Raw genomic sequence first — 15,667 nt, 5'->3', positions numbered from 1 at the left:
CGGGATCTGCGATACTTATCGTTTACTCCCCAGATTGAGATGACTATGCAGTACCCGATTAACGAGATGTTCCAGACCCTGCAAGGCGAGGGTTACTTCACTGGCGTTCCTGCCATCTTTATTCGATTGCAGGGATGCCCGGTGGGCTGTGCATGGTGTGATACCAAACATACGTGGGATAAGCTTAGCGATCGGGAAGTGTCGTTGTTCAGTATTCTTGCGAAAACCAAAGAGAGCGATAAATGGGGAGCCGGCAGCGCCGACGATCTTCTGGCGATTATTGGTCGCCAGGGGTGGACGGCGCGCCACGTGGTCATCACCGGCGGTGAGCCGTGCATTCACGACTTAACCCCGCTGACAACGCTTCTCGAGCAAAACGGCTACAGCTGCCAGATTGAAACCAGCGGCACCCATGAGGTTCGCTGCTCGCCAGAGACCTGGGTCACCGTATCGCCAAAAGTTAATATGCGTGGTGGCTACGACGTGCTCGAGCAGGCGCTGCTGCGCGCCGACGAAATCAAACATCCGGTCGGTCGCGTGCGTGATATCGAAGCGCTGGATGAACTGCTGGCGACGCTTCGCGATGACAAAGCGCGGATTATTGCCCTGCAGCCGATAAGTCAGAAAGAAGACGCCACCCGACTGTGCATTGAAACCTGCATTGCGCGCAACTGGCGCCTGTCGATGCAGACGCACAAGTATTTGAATATTGCCTGATGTGCTGCGCTTATCGGGCCTACGCGATCCTGTAGGCCCGGCAAGCGCACCGGGCAGTGGCAATGTGTTACGCGTTTGACCAGCTCTGGATGGCATCCACTTCGTTTAAATCACCGTGAAATACCGCATACGCTTTTTTCAAAATCGGATCGGTATACTGCGTTAGCTCGCGGAAGATCCCTCTGTTCATCGTCTCATAGCGGCGGGCGTTATCGGCGATCGGCTCAAACACATCCTTCACCCTTACCATGCTGGCGACAGCTTGAGCGTAAGAGGGATACAAGCCGAGACCGACTGCCGTATTGATAGCCGCCCCCAGGCTTGCACAGCTGTTTACACTATTGCGCCGGGTCGGCAGGTTAAAGACGTCAGCGAAGATCTGCATAAACAGGTCGCTGTTCGAGCCTCCGCCGGTGATGATGAGCTCACGGGCGTGGCGCTGCATTTCGCGGCACATATTGTCGTGGTTATTTTTTAACGTCAGCGCGATGCTTTCGAGGATCGAACGGTAGATCCATGCGTAATCCATGTTCGCGGTAAAACCGAGCATGATCCCACGTTTGAACGGCTCCCAGGGGTTGGTAAGCCAGTCGAGAACGGTCATCAGTCCATCACAGCCCGGTGGCACCAGGGCGGCTTTTTGGTTCAGCAAGTCTTCGGCAGATATTCCCCGGGCGGCGGCGTCCTGAATCAGCGAATCTCCAAGCATGTCGCGCAGCCAGCTGACGGTCCACATCCCCTTGCGGATACCGTAGCCCTCATACAGCAGCGTTTCAGGGATGGATGACATGATAGGCCAGTAAGCGGTAGGGTTATCCGGCAGGGCTTTTCCGCTCATCATCAGGGCGATATAAGTCCCGAGGGAAATCACCGCCGTTTCATCATCCAGCAGGCCGGCGCCGAGGGCCTCTACCGGTTTGTCGCTGGTGGTGCAGACGACGGGCAGCCCCTGTGGAAAGCCGCTCGCTTGCGACGCCTCAGCCGTGATATGCCCTAATATCGTTCCCGGCATCTGGACATCAAATAGCATACGCCGTGGGAGGTTAAACTTCTCAATGACGTGAGGATTGTCGCTCCATGTCCAGGTTTTATAATCGACGGGCCACTGGCCAAAATAGTTGGCGATATTGTCTTTGAACTCGCCGGTGAGGCGGTGGGTCAGATAACCGGAGAACGAAGTGACCCAGGCCACGTCAGCCTGGGTATGCTCGTAGGGGCGGGTGACCCGCGCATCCTGCCAGCTGATAAGCGGTGCGGCGGGCGTACCGTCGGCTTTAAGCAGAGCGCGACAGCAGCGAATAGAGCCGAGGCCGATGCCAACAATGTCTTCAGCACGGCCAGTAAAATGGCGCATTAGATCCTGGCCCGCGGCACACAGCGAAGTCCACAGATCGTCGTCAGGATGCTCGGCGGTCTCTGCATCCGGCGTGTGCATCGGCTGTAGCGCACCTTTGCCTTCACAAACGATGTTCCCCTGCAGATCATACATTACGACTTTGGTGCTCTGGCTCCCGCCATCAATTCCGATGATATATTTTCCAGACATGCTCATTCTCCTTAATTTTCAGCCATCACTGGCGCGGCATTTTCAGCACGGATCTTTCGAAACAGTAATACGGTAAACACGATAACCATCACGACCGCCGCCAGCCCCATCAGCCACATATTGCGATACGCCTCGGCGGGCGGCAGTGTGTCCTGCCAGTAGCCGACAACCGGGTAAACGAACACGTCAGGCAGAAAGCCAATCACCGAACAAATCCCGACCGTGGTGCCCATGATAAAGGTGGGCGTTCTGGCTTCTCCCGGGCAGGCGAAGTAAAGTCCGCGCGAGGCATAGCAGGTAAAGGCCAGCAGTAGAATAAGCCCGATGCCCAGTACCACGGACTGCGGGTTGCGGTTGGTCAACAGGAGAGCAACCAGCGCGAGGGCACTGACGACGGAAAGAATTTGAATCACCCGCGTTGGCGATTTCACCCGGCTATAGGTGGTTATCAGTCCACCGAGTGGGCCGCAGATGGCGCGGAAAATTTTGTTGATGACGATCCCCATATAGCTCGCCGCCACCAGACCCATACCGTACATTTCGGTCAGGTAGTTGGTGGAATAGCTCAGAATGGCGTAGATGGTATACACGCCAAAAATAACCATGCTGCAATACCAGGTGGTGCTGATGCGCAGTACCGACAGGATATCGCTGAGCCTGAAGGCCCGGTTCTCCTGCGAAACCTCTTTGTGGCTATCGCTGACAAAGAACCAGCACAGCACGCCGAGTAGCAGATACACTACGCTGTAGATAAGGATCACCGTCTTCAGACTCTGCGGGTCGTCTGGCGCGAAGCGGGAAAACGCCCACATGGTGAAGACCGCCAGCGACATGACCCCCACACCGCGCAGTCCCTCCATCCAGCCCATGATTTTCCCCTGCTCGCTGTGGTCACCGAGCAGTGAGGCTGCTTTTATCGATACCGACCACAGCATCAGAATGGTGGTCACGGCGAAGGCTACCTGAATTAACAGCATCACCCACAGAGGGGGATAGGTGTACATCACCAACCCCAACAGCCCGGTAATAATCATCGCAGCGGTGATCATTTTACGGTGTGAGAATTTATCGGCAATGACGCCACTTGGTGCGTACAAAATAATGGCGGTAATACCGAAGGTACTCATGATTAATCCTATTTCGGTATTACTAAATCCCATAAACTTTGCCATTGGGATTTGGTAGATATAACGTAAATAGGCCAAATCAAAGCTGACGCCACCGCTGAAGCTAATAATGGCGAGGGTAATCCAACGGCGATATGATGAATGTTGCATATCGTGGCCTCATGGTTTTACAGGCAAAAAAAAGAGAAAAGTAAGCCGCCTTTTCAGGTGGATTACTTTTCTCATGGTCTCTAGTAATGGCGTTCAGAAATAACATGGAAGCTGTGTTCTGAGTGTGAGAATTATCACGCTTCATGGAAAATTTTCGCAAAATGATATTAATAACCATGTCTGTGAGTCAGCTCACATTAGCGCGCAGATGGCTGTGTTAAAAATTCAAACCAGTTACCAGAGATAATGAGAAAGGTGACTTCCCTCTCGCAGGGGAAGTTGCCTTTCTTTTTTTTGCCTAAAGGAACCCGGAGCGTAACCATTATGTCAATCGAATCACTTAATGCATTTTCAATGGATTTTTTCTCCCTGAAAGGTAAAACCGCGATCGTCACCGGCGGCAACAGCGGCCTGGGTCAGGCGTTCGCGATGGCGCTGGCCAAGGCTGGAGCTAACCTGTTTATCCCAAGTTTCGTGATAGACAACGGTGAAACGAAAGAGCTGATTGAACAGCAGGGTGTCGAAGTTGAGCTGATGCAGGTAGATATCACCGCCGCAGGCGCGCCACGTCAGATCATCGCGGCCTGCTGCGAGCGTTTTGGCACCGTTGATGTTCTGGTTAACAATGCAGGGATCTGTAAGCTCAACAAGGTGCTGGATTTTGGTCGTGCAGACTGGGACCCAATGATCGACGTTAACCTGACGGCGGCTTTTGAACTGAGCCACGAAGCGGCAAAAGTCATGATTCCACAAAATAGCGGTAAGATTATTAATATCTGTTCGCTGTTCTCTTACCTGGGTGGCCAGTGGTCCCCGGCCTATTCTGCCACCAAACATGCGCTGGCTGGATTCACTAAAGCCTATTGTGATGAATTAGGACAATACAATATTCAGGTGAATGGTATTGCGCCGGGATATTACGCTACGGATATTACATTGGCTACGCGTAGTAATCCGGAAACGAACCAGCGTGTATTGGATCATATTCCGGCTAATCGTTGGGGAGATACTCAGGATTTAATGGGGGCAATGGTTTATCTGGCCAGTCGGGCATCGAATTATGTTAACGGTCATTTATTGGTTGTTGATGGCGGATATTTAGTAAGGTAAATCCTGAATCTTTATTTTTGTGGTTTCTGTAGGTGAATGAATTTTTATTCCGTGTTAATTATCAGGAAGGAATGGTTATGTCTTTATCCCGCGAAGAGATTGTCGACCAGTTAAAAGAAATTGTTGGTCCCGAGCGCGTTATTACTGATGAAACGGTGCTGAAGAAAAGCAGTATCGACCGTTTTCGCAAATACGCCGATATTCATGGCGTATATACGCTACCGATCCCTGCAGCGGTGGTAAAGCTGGGCTCAACCGAGCAGGTCTCACGGGTGCTGACATTCATGAACCAGCATCATATCAACGGGGTGCCGCGCACCGGCGCTTCTGCTACGGAAGGGGGGCTTGAGACTACGGTTAAAAACTCCCTCGTGCTCGATGGTTCCGGCATGAACAGCATTCTGAGTATCGATATTGAAAACATGCAGGCGACCGCGCAGTGCGGCGTGCCGCTGGAAGTGCTTGAAGAGGCGCTGCGGGCCAAAGGCTACACCACCGGACACTCACCGCAGTCAAAACCGCTGGCGCAGATGGGAGGGCTGGTGGCAACCCGTAGTATTGGGCAGTTTTCTACCCTGTACGGCGCCATTGAAGATATGGTCGTCGGCCTGGAGGCCGTACTGCCTGATGGCACTATCACCCGCATCAAAAATGTGCCGCGCCGCGCTGCTGGCCCGGATATTCGCCACATCATTATCGGTAATGAAGGGGCACTGTGCTACATCACTGAAGTGACGGTGAAAATCTTCAAATACATGCCAGAAAACAACCTGTTTTACGGCTATGTGCTGGACGATATGAAAACCGGCTTCAGCATCCTGCGGGAAGTGATGGTGGAAGGGTATCGCCCGTCTATTGCCCGTCTGTACGATGCGGAAGATGGCACCCAGCACTTTACCCATTTTGCCGATGGCAAATGCGTGCTGATATTTATGGCGGAAGGGAATCCACGGATGGCGAAAGCAACCGGAGAAGGGATTGCCGATATTGTTTCCCGCTTCAAGGGATGCCAGCGCGTTGACAGCAAGCTGATTGAAACCTGGTTTAATCATCTGAACTGGGGACCGGACAAAGTGGCCGCCGAGCGCGTACAAATACTCAAGACCGGCAATATGGGCTTTACGACAGAAGTCTCCGGTGACTGGGCCAATATCAACAACATCTACGAAAGCGTGATTGAACGCATTCGTCGTGAATTCCCACATGCGGACGACATCACCATGCTGGGCGGCCACTCGTCACACAGCTATATCAACGGCACCAACATGTATTTTGTGTATGACTACAACGTGGTGGACTGTAAGCCAGAAGAGGAGATCGACAAATACCACAACCCGCTGAACCAGATAATTGTCGAAGAGACGCTGCGCTTTGGTGGATCTATGGTTCATCACCACGGTATTGGTAAGCACCGCGTTCACTGGAGCAAGCAGGAACACGGTAGTGCCTGGGCGCTGATGGAAGGACTGAAGCGCCAGTTCGATCCTAACGGCATTATGAATAGCGGGACAATTTATCCTGTTGAGAAATGAAGACAAAACGGCTTCCCGTCCGGGGAGCCGTTCCTTTTACCGGAAAATGAAGGGGTAGCAATGAACACTTCACCGGTGCGAATGGATGATTTACCCCTTAACGGTTTCCACTGCCGGATAGCCGGGCTGACCTTTGGCGCGCATCTGACGGACGGCTACGTATTGGGGGTGATTGGCTATGCGATGATCCAGTTGGTTCCTGCTATGCAGCTTTCGCCGCTGCAGGAGGGGCTCATTGGCGGCTCCGCGCTGATTGGCCTGTTTATCGGCAGCCTGACGTTAGGCTGGCTCTCTGACTACATCGGACGACAGAAGATTTTCACCTTCAGCTTTTTGCTGATTACCCTCGCATCCTTTTTGCAATTTTTTGTCAGTACGCCGGAGCAGCTTTTCTGGCTGCGGGTATTGATAGGGTTTGGCCTTGGCGGAGATTACTCCGTTGGGCATACGCTGCTGGCCGAGTTCTCACCACGCCGTCATCGCGGCATGTTGCTGGGGGCATTCAGCGTGGTCTGGACGGTGGGATACGTGCTGGCAAGCTTGATGGGGCACTGGCTTATTCAGGGGGAACCCGATGCCTGGCGCTGGCTGCTGGCCTCGGCGGCGCTGCCATCGCTCATCATTACGCTTTTACGCTGGGGCACACCGGAATCTCCTCGCTGGCTTATGCGTCAGGGGCGGATCGCCGAGGCATATGCGGTGGTACATCGTCATCTTGGGCCAAATGTACTGTTGGGGGATGAAGTGGCTGTCGCCAGTACCCGGCATATCAGTGCACTGTTTTCCGCACGTTACTGGCGACGGACCCTGTTCAACAGTCTGTTCTTTGTCTGTCTGGTTATCCCGTGGTTTGTCATTTATACCTGGCTTCCGACCATTGCTACCACGCTGGGGCTGGAAGATGCACTCACTGCCAGCCTGATGCTGAACGTGTTGCTGATTGCCGGTGCGGTTCTGGGGTTATGGCTCACCCACCTGTTAACGCGGCGGCGCTTTCTGCTGGCAAGCTTCGCTACGCTTGCCACCACGCTGACTATGATGGCGTTTCTTCCGGCAGGAAGCACCTTCGCACTGTTGCTGCTGTTTATTCTGTTCAGCACCACAATTTCAGCTGCAAGCAATCTGGTGGGGATACTGCCTGCTGAAAGCTTCCCAACCGATATTCGCTCGTTGGGGGTGGGATTCGCCACCGCAATGAGCCGCCTGGGTGCTGCTATCAGCACCGGTTTATTGCCCTGGGCACTTTCGGCGTTGGGAATGCAGGTAACGCTACTGCTGCTAGCAGGCGTATTGCTGGTGGGCTTACTGGTGACCTGGCTGTGGGCTCCCGAAACGAAGGATCTGTCTCTGGTCGCGGCCGGAAATGGCGATAAAAAACAGGGAGCAATCAATGAACATTCTGTTCACGTTTAAAGCCGAGCCCGATCTCGGCATGCTATCCACGCTGGAGTGGCAGGCAGCAGCACGGCAGGGCGGGCCTGATACTTCGGCGCTGCCGGTGAGTCCTGGCGCCGATGAACAAACGGCGGCCGCGATTTTACTGGCGCAGGTGAAGACGAACAACGCGCTGAAGCTGACAGCGCTGACCCTCGGTGACCAGCGGGCGCTGCACTGGCTGCGTTATTTTGCCGCGCTGGGTTTTGAGAAAAGGATCCTGATCGAAGCGGACAGTATTCACCGCTTCGCTCCTGAAACGGTGGCCCGCCAGATAGCCCGGCAGCAGGGAATAAACCATGCTGAGCTTATCGTCACCGGCAGCCTCAGCAGTGAAGGGCAGAACGGGCAAACGCCGTATCTGGTTGCGGAAATGCTCGGCTGGCCGTGCCTGAGTCAGGTGACCGACTTCAGTGTAGAACCCCCGTTTGTCGTGGTGCAGCAAAAGACCCGTCGCTGCCGGGTGCGACTCCCGGCCATTATTGCGGTCTGTCAGACCGGTGCACCGGCGATGCCGGTACCGGGAATGCGTCAGCGGCTTGCTGCCGCAAAATCAGACATTATCCGTGAGCCACTGGCTTTTGAAGAGAATCCGCGCACAACGGTAGTCAGTACGCAGACACCGCCGCCGCGAGGCGCAGTGACGATGATCGATGGGGCTACGGCGCAAGAGAAAGCGCAGACGCTGTGGCGGAAGTATTTGCAACCCAGGATGGTGAAATGAATATTGCGCTGGTGCTGTTGGATGAAAATAGCGAGCAAGAGATCGCCCGAACGCTGACGGGAGGGAGCCTTGCTACCGAAAGCCTGGGGCGCTGGCGGGTGACATCGCCGGTAACGGTAGCAGCGCAGTTGCTGGATGTGCTGGTGGAACAGTGGCGACAAACGCCGGTTCAGGCATTGCTTTTCCCTCCCGGCCCCCTGGGGGATGAACTGGCAACGCGGCTCGCCTGGCGGTTGGGCGGTAGCAGCGTTTGCCAGGCGTTGTCGTTCGATGCTAATACGGGACAGGTTGGTAAAGCGACGTACGGCAACGGGCTGGTGGCAACTCTGACGCTGAGTGCCTCGCCGTATTGCCTGTCACTGGCGCGCCAGCCTGGCGGCAAGGTAGACATCCCTCTGCAATATTCCAGCGAATGCTCAATAACACCGACACCCTTACCGGCGTGGCTTTGTGAACTTAGTCCGTCAGCAGTCGCAGCTGCCCATCCGCTCACTGAATCTCCCTTTGTGCTGGCGGTAGGACAGGGTGCAGAGGAGGTGGATGAGTACCGTATTCAGCAATACGCAAACGCCCTGGATGCCGAGGTTGGCTACAGCCGCGCGCGGGTGATGAATGGCGGCGTTGATGTCGATCGCACGCTTGGGATTTCCGGGCATTTATTGGCGCCTGAGGTGTGTATTGTTGTCGGCGCGTCCGGTGCGGCGGCCTTTAGTGCCGGGGTGCGTCATAGCCAGTTTATTGTTGCAATCAACCAGGATCCGCAGGCCGCTATTTTCACTATTGCGGATGTCGGGATTGTTGATGACTGGCCGTCGGTGCTGACGGCCCTGGTGGAATGCGCAAAAGTGGATTAGCTCAGCTGTTTTGCCAGTTTCCAGACGTCAATATTGGTGGTAGAAAGCGCCGCCGCCCCTGCGCTTATCGCGTTGCGGGCATCCTCTTCATCACACACAAGGCCGCCTGCAATCAGCGGCTGGCGAATTTTCTCCGTGACCCAGCCCAGTACTTTCGGCATACAGCCGGGTAAGATCTCAATACAGTCGGCATTCGACTGCGCCACCTGCTTATCGATGTTATGAAATGAGATAGAGTCGACAATAAACAGGCGATGAATACAGAAGTACCCCTCTGCGCGTGCGGCTTTCAACATGGCGGCTTTGGTGCTGATGATGCCGTCCGCTTTGGTCACCAGCTTGAGAAACTGGATGACTATCTCTTTATTCGATGCGCCTTCCAGCAGGTCGACGTGGATAAACGCATATTTTCCGGCGCTTTTAATTTTTTGCACAATACCGCTGATGGTGCAGATGTTGCCGTAAAGCACCGAGATAAACTGACAATCAGAATCGATAGCAAGCTGCAGGCTGGCATTGTCTTTTACCGCCGCGATTATCGGGCTCTGGCGAAGCAGGTGTAAGAGGGGCATGGTTTTCCTTCCTGTATATCAATCAGCCAAAACGCAATGTAATACCGAAACCGCCTTCAGGATACCCCCAGCGCACCAGCGTTTTTTCATCGCACAATAACCGGCAGGTTCCGCACTCAAGACAACCCCGGTAATCAACCTGCAGCGCTCCCAGCGGTGTCAGAGTGAATAATCCGGCGGGGCAGGCGTTAATCAGCGTTTGAGCCATCGCGCGCGGGGGATTGTCTGCAACGAGGATGTGTGGTTGTTCAGAGGAGCGCCACTGATTGCGACTTAAAGCCGGGGTTACAGGCATTTCAGGCTCCTTAGCATATCGACGGCCAGCCCGCGTAGTCCGTGACGACGAGCATGACGCCACAGCAGCTGTGGTAAAAGAGGGGTCGGATCCGGACTCGCCTTGAAAAGATCGCGGGCAACGTCGTTCATCAGCGCTGGCCACTGACGATACCAGCCGGGGCGTTGCAACAGTTCTGGAACGCTGGCATAGCGGCTCAGCAGCGGCCATAGTGTGCTGCGTTCAATAGCGCGATGGTAGAGCGTGAAGAGATTCTGCGGGGCATCTTGCTGGCAGGCATAAATGAGGGCGTTGGCCGCGGCTTCGGCGCTGAGCAGGGCGGTATCCATACCTCGCACCGTAAACCCGGTGTTGATGCAGGTGCGCAGCACATCACCCACCAGCAGCCAGCCTTCTCCACCAAACTGGCGCGGCATGCTGTGTTTTCCCCCTTCAGGGACCAGGTGGGCGCCGTACTCCAGGGTTTCACTACCACGTAATAATGGGCGGAGTGCCGGGTGTGATTTCAGACGAGCCAGTAACTCTGTGGCCGGGTAGCTGCCCTGGGCGATGGAGGAGAGCGGGCAGACCACGCCGAGCGACAGCGTGTGTTGGTTAGTATAAAGAAACGCCCCGGCGGGTAAGGTACCGCAAATCTCTCCGCTGAACAGGTGCGCCGCGCCGGTATTCTCTTCCAGCAGGAAGCGGGATTCGAGGGTCGCTTTGTCCAGCGCCAGCACCTCTTTGATACCAAGCGCCATGGTGGTACGCGAAGGCTTCTCCAGTAGGCCGTGCCGTTCTGCAAGCACGCTGTTTGCGCCCTCGGCCAACACCACATAACGTGCGTACAGGGTTTCGCCTTCGCAGTTAACCCCGCTGATGCGCCCATTCTCTTCAAACAGGGAGTCAACCGTCACCCCAGTCAGACACTGCACTCCACTGGCTTCGGCCTGGCTCATCAGCCATGGATCAAAACGTGCGCGTAGAATGCTCCAGGAGTCGCCTTCCGGCTGGAGGCTGGTAAAGGTACTGGCGGCGTCAGGGGTTAGTAGAGAGAGGCTTTCCCGGGTGATGCGGCGTTCAAGGGGGGCGCTGTCTGTTGCCTGAGGCAGCAGGTCGTTAAGGGCGTAAGTATAGAGGCGACCGCCGGAGAGATTTTTACTGCCGGCCTGCTCGCCGCGCTCAATCAGGAGAACGTTTAGCCCCGCCCGGGCGCAGCGCAGCGCACAGGCAGAACCGGCAATCCCTGCGCCGATGACAATAATATCGAAATCGTCAGCCATGTTATGCTCCAGAAGGATGGAACTGGAAACCCTACCCGTTATACTTCAAGTTGCAACTCCGTTGGCTGCAACTCGAATTATTTAGGGTATAACATGGTGTTATTTCTCTAAAATTGACCCGCGACACAAAGCATTCGATCACTCGCCGCGATAGACGCAACCTGCGGTACAGGTCTCTTTAATCATCACCGCGCTAAGCAGTGGAACCACCGGTTTTACCTGATCCCAAATCCATTTTGCCAGCACTTCGCTGGTCGGGTTTTCGAGACCCGGAATATCGTTCAGGTAGTAGTGATCGAGACGATCGTAGGTCGGTTTAAACGCCGCTTTCAGATCGGCGAAGTCCATGATCCAGCCCGTGTGCGGATCGACATCACCCGTTATCTCAAGACGCACCATGAAGGAGTGACCATGCAGGCGACCGCATTTATGGCCCTTCGGGACGTGTGGCAAATGGTGTGCGGCTTCGAAGGTGAAATCTTTAAACAGTGTGGTGGACATCATGAAACTCTCTGTAGTGCGGAAAAAACCGGCGGATCATACCGGAAAGCATCTTTTTTCTCATTAACTAAAACCGTCATGATCGCACAGGGGGGGATGATGGGGCGAGAAATTACTGGTTTTCCAGATAATTCATAGAGTTATTCAATCGATTTTCCTGTTAACAAGTATGACTAAAACAGGTTAGTCCGTTTGGTTATTAATTATTTCCATCCCTTCTTTAATTGTTATTATCCAGAAAGTTACCCTTACCTTCAGTTTGGGTTTTTCTGCTTTAGCTTTAATACTGGAACATAACAACGAATGACGACACAGGCCCCACCTTCGCAACTGCTGCCGTTGAATCCGGAGCAGCTGGCTCGCCTGCAGGCAGCCACCACCGATTTATCACCGACCCAGCTTGCCTGGGTGTCTGGCTATTTCTGGGGCATGCTGAATCAGCAGCCCGGCGCGGTTGCCGCAGCTCCGGCGCCTGTGGCTGAAACGCCTTCCATCACTCTGCTTTCGGCATCCCAGACCGGGAATGCCCGCCGCGTGGCCGAACAGCTGCGCGATGACCTGCTGGCCGCTGAACTGAACGTGAACCTGGTGAATGCCGGGGATTATAAATTTAAGCAAATCGCGTCAGAAAAACTGCTGGTCGTCGTGACCTCAACGCAGGGTGAAGGTGAACCGCCGGAAGAGGCCGTTGCGCTGCATAAGTTCCTGTTCTCAAAGAAAGCACCAAAACTCAGCGACACCGCGTTTGCCGTTTTCGGTCTTGGCGATACCTCCTATGAGTTCTTCAGCAAAGCGGGCAGCGATTTCGACAGCAAGCTGGCTGAACTGGGCGGTGAACGGCTGCTCGACCGGGTAGATGCGGATGTTGAATACCAGACCGCCGCCGCCGAATGGCGTGCGCGGGTGGTGGACGTTCTGAAAGCCCGAGCGCCAAAATCCGCTTCCCCGGCCCTTGCCGCCAGCGGTGCGGTCAACGAAATTCATACCAGTCCCTATACCAAAGAAGCGCCGCTGACGGCGACGCTCTCCACGAACCAGAAGATCACGGGTCGTGATTCAGAAAAAGATGTGCGTCACCTCGAGATTGCGCTGGGTGACTCCGGCCTGCGCTACCAGCCGGGCGATGCGCTGGGAGTCTGGTATCAGAATGACCCGGCGCTGGTGAAGGAGCTGGTCGAGCTGCTGTGGCTTAAAGGTGACGAACCGGTGATGGTGGATGGCAATACGCTGGCGCTTGCTGAGGCTCTGCAATGGCATTTCGAGCTGACGGTGAACACCGCCAATATCGTTGAGAACTACGCCCAGTTGACCCGTAGCGACGCGTTGCTGCCGCTGGTGGGTGATAAAGCGAAGCTCCAGCACTACGCCGCGACAACGCCAATCGTTGATATGGTGCGCTTTGCCCCGGCACAGCTTGATGCCGGAGCGCTTATCGGCCTGCTGCGCCCGCTGACGCCGCGTCTGTACTCAATCGCATCCGCACAGGCAGAAGTCGAAAATGAAGTGCATGTAACGGTAGGCGTCGTGCGTTATGACATCGAAGGCCGCGCCCGCAGCGGCGGTGCTTCCTGCTTCCTCGCTGACCGGCTGGAAGAGGACGGTGAAGTGCGCGTCTTTATCGAGCACAACGATAACTTCCGTCTGCCTGCAAATCCGCAGACCCCGGTGATTATGATTGGCCCGGGCACCGGTATTGCGCCGTTCCGCGCCTTTATGCAGCAGCGTGCGGCGGATGGTGCAGAAGGTAAAAACTGGCTGTTCTTCGGCAATCCGCATTTCACCGAAGATTTCCTCTACCAGGTGGAGTGGCAGCGCTACGTCAAAGACGGCGTGCTGAGCCGCATCAGTCTTGCCTGGTCGCGTGACCAAAAAGAAAAAGTCTACGTACAAGATAAACTGCGCGCAGAAGGCGCAGAGCTGTGGCGCTGGATCAATGACGGTGCCCACATTTATGTCTGCGGCGACGCCAATCGTATGGCGAAAGACGTTGAGCAGGCTTTGCTGGAAGTGATTGCCGAATTTGGCGCGATGGACGCCGAAGCGGCGGACGACTATTTAAGTGAGCTGCGCGTTGAGCGCCGTTATCAGCGAGATGTCTACTAATGAGTGAAAAACACCCCGGACCTTTAGTGGTCGAAGGCAAGCTGAGCGATGCTGAGCGCATGAAGGTTGAAAGCAACTATCTGCGCGGAACCATTGCAGAAGACCTGAACAACGGTCTGACCGGCGGATTCAGCGGCGACAATTTCCTGCTGATCCGTTTTCACGGTATGTATCAACAAGACGACCGCGATATCCGTGCCGAGCGCGCAGCGCAGAAGCTGGAGCCGCGTCATGCCATGCTGCTGCGCTGCCGTCTGCCGGGCGGTATTATCACCACCACCCAGTGGCAGGCGATTGATAAGTTTGCTGCTGATAACACCATTTACGGCAGCATTCGAATCACCAACCGCCAGACGTTTCAGTTTCACGGCATTCTGAAAAAGCACGTTAAACCGGTGCATCAGATGCTGAACTCGGTAGGGCTGGATGCGCTGGCAACCGCCAACGACATGAACCGTAACGTGTTGTGTACTTCCAACCCCTACGAGTCGCAGCTGCATGCTGAGGCTTACGAATGGGCGAAAAAGATCTCTGAGCATTTGCTGCCGCGGACTCGCGCCTACGCCGAGATCTGGCTCGATCAGAAAAAGGTTGCCACGACCGATGAAGAACCGATCCTCGGCCAGACCTATCTGCCGCGTAAGTTCAAAACAACGGTGGTGATCCCGCCGCAGAACGATATCGATCTGCACGCGAACGACATGAACTTTGTGGCGATCGCCGAAAATGGCAAGCTGGTGGGCTTTAACCTGCTGGTGGGTGGCGGTCTGTCCATCGAACACGGTAACAAGAAAACCTACGCCCGTACCGCGAGTGAGTTTGGGTATATTCCGCTTGAACACACGCTGGCGGTGGCAGAGGCGGTGGTCACGACCCAGCGCGACTGGGGTAACCGTACCGATCGTAAAAATGCCAAGACCAAATACACGCTTGAGCGCGTGGGTGTCGAGACGTTCAAAGCGGAAGTGGAGCGACGCGCTGGTATCACGTTCGCGCCCATTCGCCCGTATGAATTCACCGGTCGCGGCGATCGTATCGGCTGGGTGAAAGGGATTGATGATAAATGGCATCTGACGCTGTTTATTGAGAACGGTCGTATTCTGGATTATCCGGGGCGTCCGCTGAAAACTGGCTTGCTTGAGATCTCAAAGATCCACAAAGGTGAGTTCCGCCTGACCGCCAACCAGAATCTGATCGTGGCCGGTGTGCCGGCAAGCGAAAAAGCGAAGATCGAAAAACTGGCGCGTGAGCACGGCCTGATGGCGGCGGTAAAACCGCAGCGTGAAAACTCCATGGCCTGCGTCTCTTTCCCGACCTGTCCGCTGGCGATGGCCGAAGCCGAACGCTTTTTGCCAACTTTCGTCGATAAAGTGGAGGCGATTATGGGCCGTCACGGCGTGGGCGAGGAGCATATTGTACTGCGTGTGACCGGCTGCCCGAACGGCTGCGGCCGCGCGATGCTGGCGGAAGTCGGGCTGGTGGGTAAAGCGCCGGGGCGCTACAACCTGCACCTGGGCGGCAACCGTGCGGGTACGCGCATTCCGCGCATGTATCGTGAAAATATTACTGAGTCAGAAATTCTCGACAATATTGACGAACTGGTAGGGCGCTGGGCGAAAGAGCGCGAAGCAGAGGAAGGCTTCGGTGACTTTACGGTGCGTGCGGGCATCATTCGCCCGGTGCTCGACCCCGCCCGTGACTTCTGGGAATAACTGTCATTCTGCCGGGTGCGGCTGCGCC

14 protein-coding genes are annotated in these 15,667 nt (G+C 55.2%); 8 read left to right on the top strand and 6 right to left on the bottom strand.

Annotated features, from left to right (window positions below):
- Window positions 1–45: 45 nt before the first annotated feature.
- A complete protein-coding gene (queE, locus tag GYRE_RS11310; RefSeq protein ID WP_038255334.1) occupies window positions 46–717 on the top strand; it encodes a 7-carboxy-7-deazaguanine synthase QueE in 672 nt (223 codons plus the stop codon).
- Between the two features lie 67 nt (window positions 718–784).
- Here queE and GYRE_RS11305 read toward each other — a convergent pair whose 3' ends face one another.
- Both GYRE_RS11305 and GYRE_RS11300 read right to left on the bottom strand, forming a co-directional pair.
- Window positions 785–2,263 (bottom strand): FGGY-family carbohydrate kinase, encoded by a 1,479-nt coding sequence (locus GYRE_RS11305; protein ID WP_038255332.1) that lies wholly within the window; start codon window positions 2,261–2,263, stop codon window positions 785–787.
- Window positions 2,264–2,274: 11 nt separating this feature from the next.
- Entirely contained in the window at window positions 2,275–3,540 is a 1,266-nt protein-coding gene (locus tag GYRE_RS11300) for an MFS transporter (RefSeq protein ID WP_038255331.1), read from the bottom strand.
- Window positions 3,541–3,864: 324 nt separating this feature from the next.
- Between GYRE_RS11300 and GYRE_RS11295 the strand changes: the two genes are divergently transcribed.
- The 5 genes from GYRE_RS11295 (at window position 3,865) to GYRE_RS11275 (ending at window position 9,194) form a co-directional block, all read left to right on the top strand.
- Window positions 3,865–4,650 (top strand): SDR family oxidoreductase, encoded by a 786-nt coding sequence (locus GYRE_RS11295; protein ID WP_038255330.1) that lies wholly within the window; start codon window positions 3,865–3,867, stop codon window positions 4,648–4,650.
- Between the two features lie 77 nt (window positions 4,651–4,727).
- Window positions 4,728–6,182: an FAD-binding oxidoreductase gene (locus GYRE_RS11290; RefSeq protein WP_038255329.1), complete on the top strand. Its 1,455-nt coding sequence runs from the start codon at window positions 4,728–4,730 to the stop codon at window positions 6,180–6,182.
- Window positions 6,183–6,242: 60 nt separating this feature from the next.
- Window positions 6,243–7,595, top strand: coding sequence for an MFS transporter (locus GYRE_RS11285; RefSeq protein WP_038255328.1), 1,353 nt, complete (start codon window positions 6,243–6,245; stop codon window positions 7,593–7,595).
- Complete coding sequence (locus GYRE_RS11280) at window positions 7,573–8,340, top strand: electron transfer flavoprotein subunit beta/FixA family protein (protein WP_038255327.1); 768 nt, start codon at window positions 7,573–7,575, stop codon at window positions 8,338–8,340. Before GYRE_RS11285 ends, GYRE_RS11280 begins: the two co-directional genes overlap by 23 nt.
- Window positions 8,337–9,194 carry an FAD-binding protein gene (locus tag GYRE_RS11275; RefSeq protein ID WP_038255325.1) on the top strand — a complete coding sequence of 286 codons (858 nt, stop codon included), beginning with the start codon at window positions 8,337–8,339 and terminating at the stop codon, window positions 9,192–9,194. The genes GYRE_RS11280 and GYRE_RS11275 overlap by 4 nt, the downstream gene beginning before the upstream one ends.
- On the opposite strand, the gene GYRE_RS11270 is transcribed toward GYRE_RS11275, so the two are convergent.
- The 4 genes from GYRE_RS11270 to queD all read right to left on the bottom strand — a co-directional run bounded on the left by GYRE_RS11270 (window position 9,191) and on the right by queD (window position 11,827).
- Entirely contained in the window at window positions 9,191–9,766 is a 576-nt protein-coding gene (locus tag GYRE_RS11270) for a glycerol-3-phosphate responsive antiterminator (RefSeq protein WP_038255323.1), read from the bottom strand. The two genes, GYRE_RS11275 and GYRE_RS11270, sit on opposite strands and share 4 nt — an antisense overlap.
- Before the next feature lie 22 nt (window positions 9,767–9,788).
- Window positions 9,789–10,061, bottom strand: coding sequence for a ferredoxin family protein (locus GYRE_RS11265; protein ID WP_038255321.1), 273 nt, complete (start codon window positions 10,059–10,061; stop codon window positions 9,789–9,791).
- The gene (locus GYRE_RS11260) at window positions 10,052–11,323 is read right to left on the bottom strand and encodes an FAD-dependent oxidoreductase (RefSeq protein ID WP_038255319.1); all 1,272 of its coding nucleotides are present in this window, start codon (window positions 11,321–11,323) and stop codon (window positions 10,052–10,054) included. The genes GYRE_RS11265 and GYRE_RS11260 overlap by 10 nt, the downstream gene beginning before the upstream one ends.
- Window positions 11,324–11,461: 138 nt before the next feature.
- Window positions 11,462–11,827 (bottom strand): 6-carboxytetrahydropterin synthase QueD, encoded by a 366-nt coding sequence (gene queD / locus GYRE_RS11255; protein WP_006818514.1) that lies wholly within the window; start codon window positions 11,825–11,827, stop codon window positions 11,462–11,464.
- Between the two features lie 300 nt (window positions 11,828–12,127).
- On the opposite strand from queD, the gene cysJ reads away from it, so the two are divergent.
- Window positions 12,128–13,927 carry an NADPH-dependent assimilatory sulfite reductase flavoprotein subunit gene (gene cysJ / locus GYRE_RS11250; protein ID WP_038255318.1) on the top strand — a complete coding sequence of 600 codons (1,800 nt, stop codon included), beginning with the start codon at window positions 12,128–12,130 and terminating at the stop codon, window positions 13,925–13,927.
- Window positions 13,927–15,639 carry an assimilatory sulfite reductase (NADPH) hemoprotein subunit gene (gene cysI / locus GYRE_RS11245; protein ID WP_006818516.1) on the top strand — a complete coding sequence of 571 codons (1,713 nt, stop codon included), beginning with the start codon at window positions 13,927–13,929 and terminating at the stop codon, window positions 15,637–15,639. The genes cysJ and cysI overlap by 1 nt, the downstream gene beginning before the upstream one ends.
- Window positions 15,640–15,667 lie beyond the last annotated feature (28 nt).

The sequence above is a fragment of the Yokenella regensburgei ATCC 49455 genome, from assembly GCF_000735455.1.
GTDB lineage: Bacteria > Pseudomonadota > Gammaproteobacteria > Enterobacterales > Enterobacteriaceae > Yokenella > Yokenella regensburgei.
This window is presented reverse-complemented; position numbering and strand designations above follow the sequence as displayed.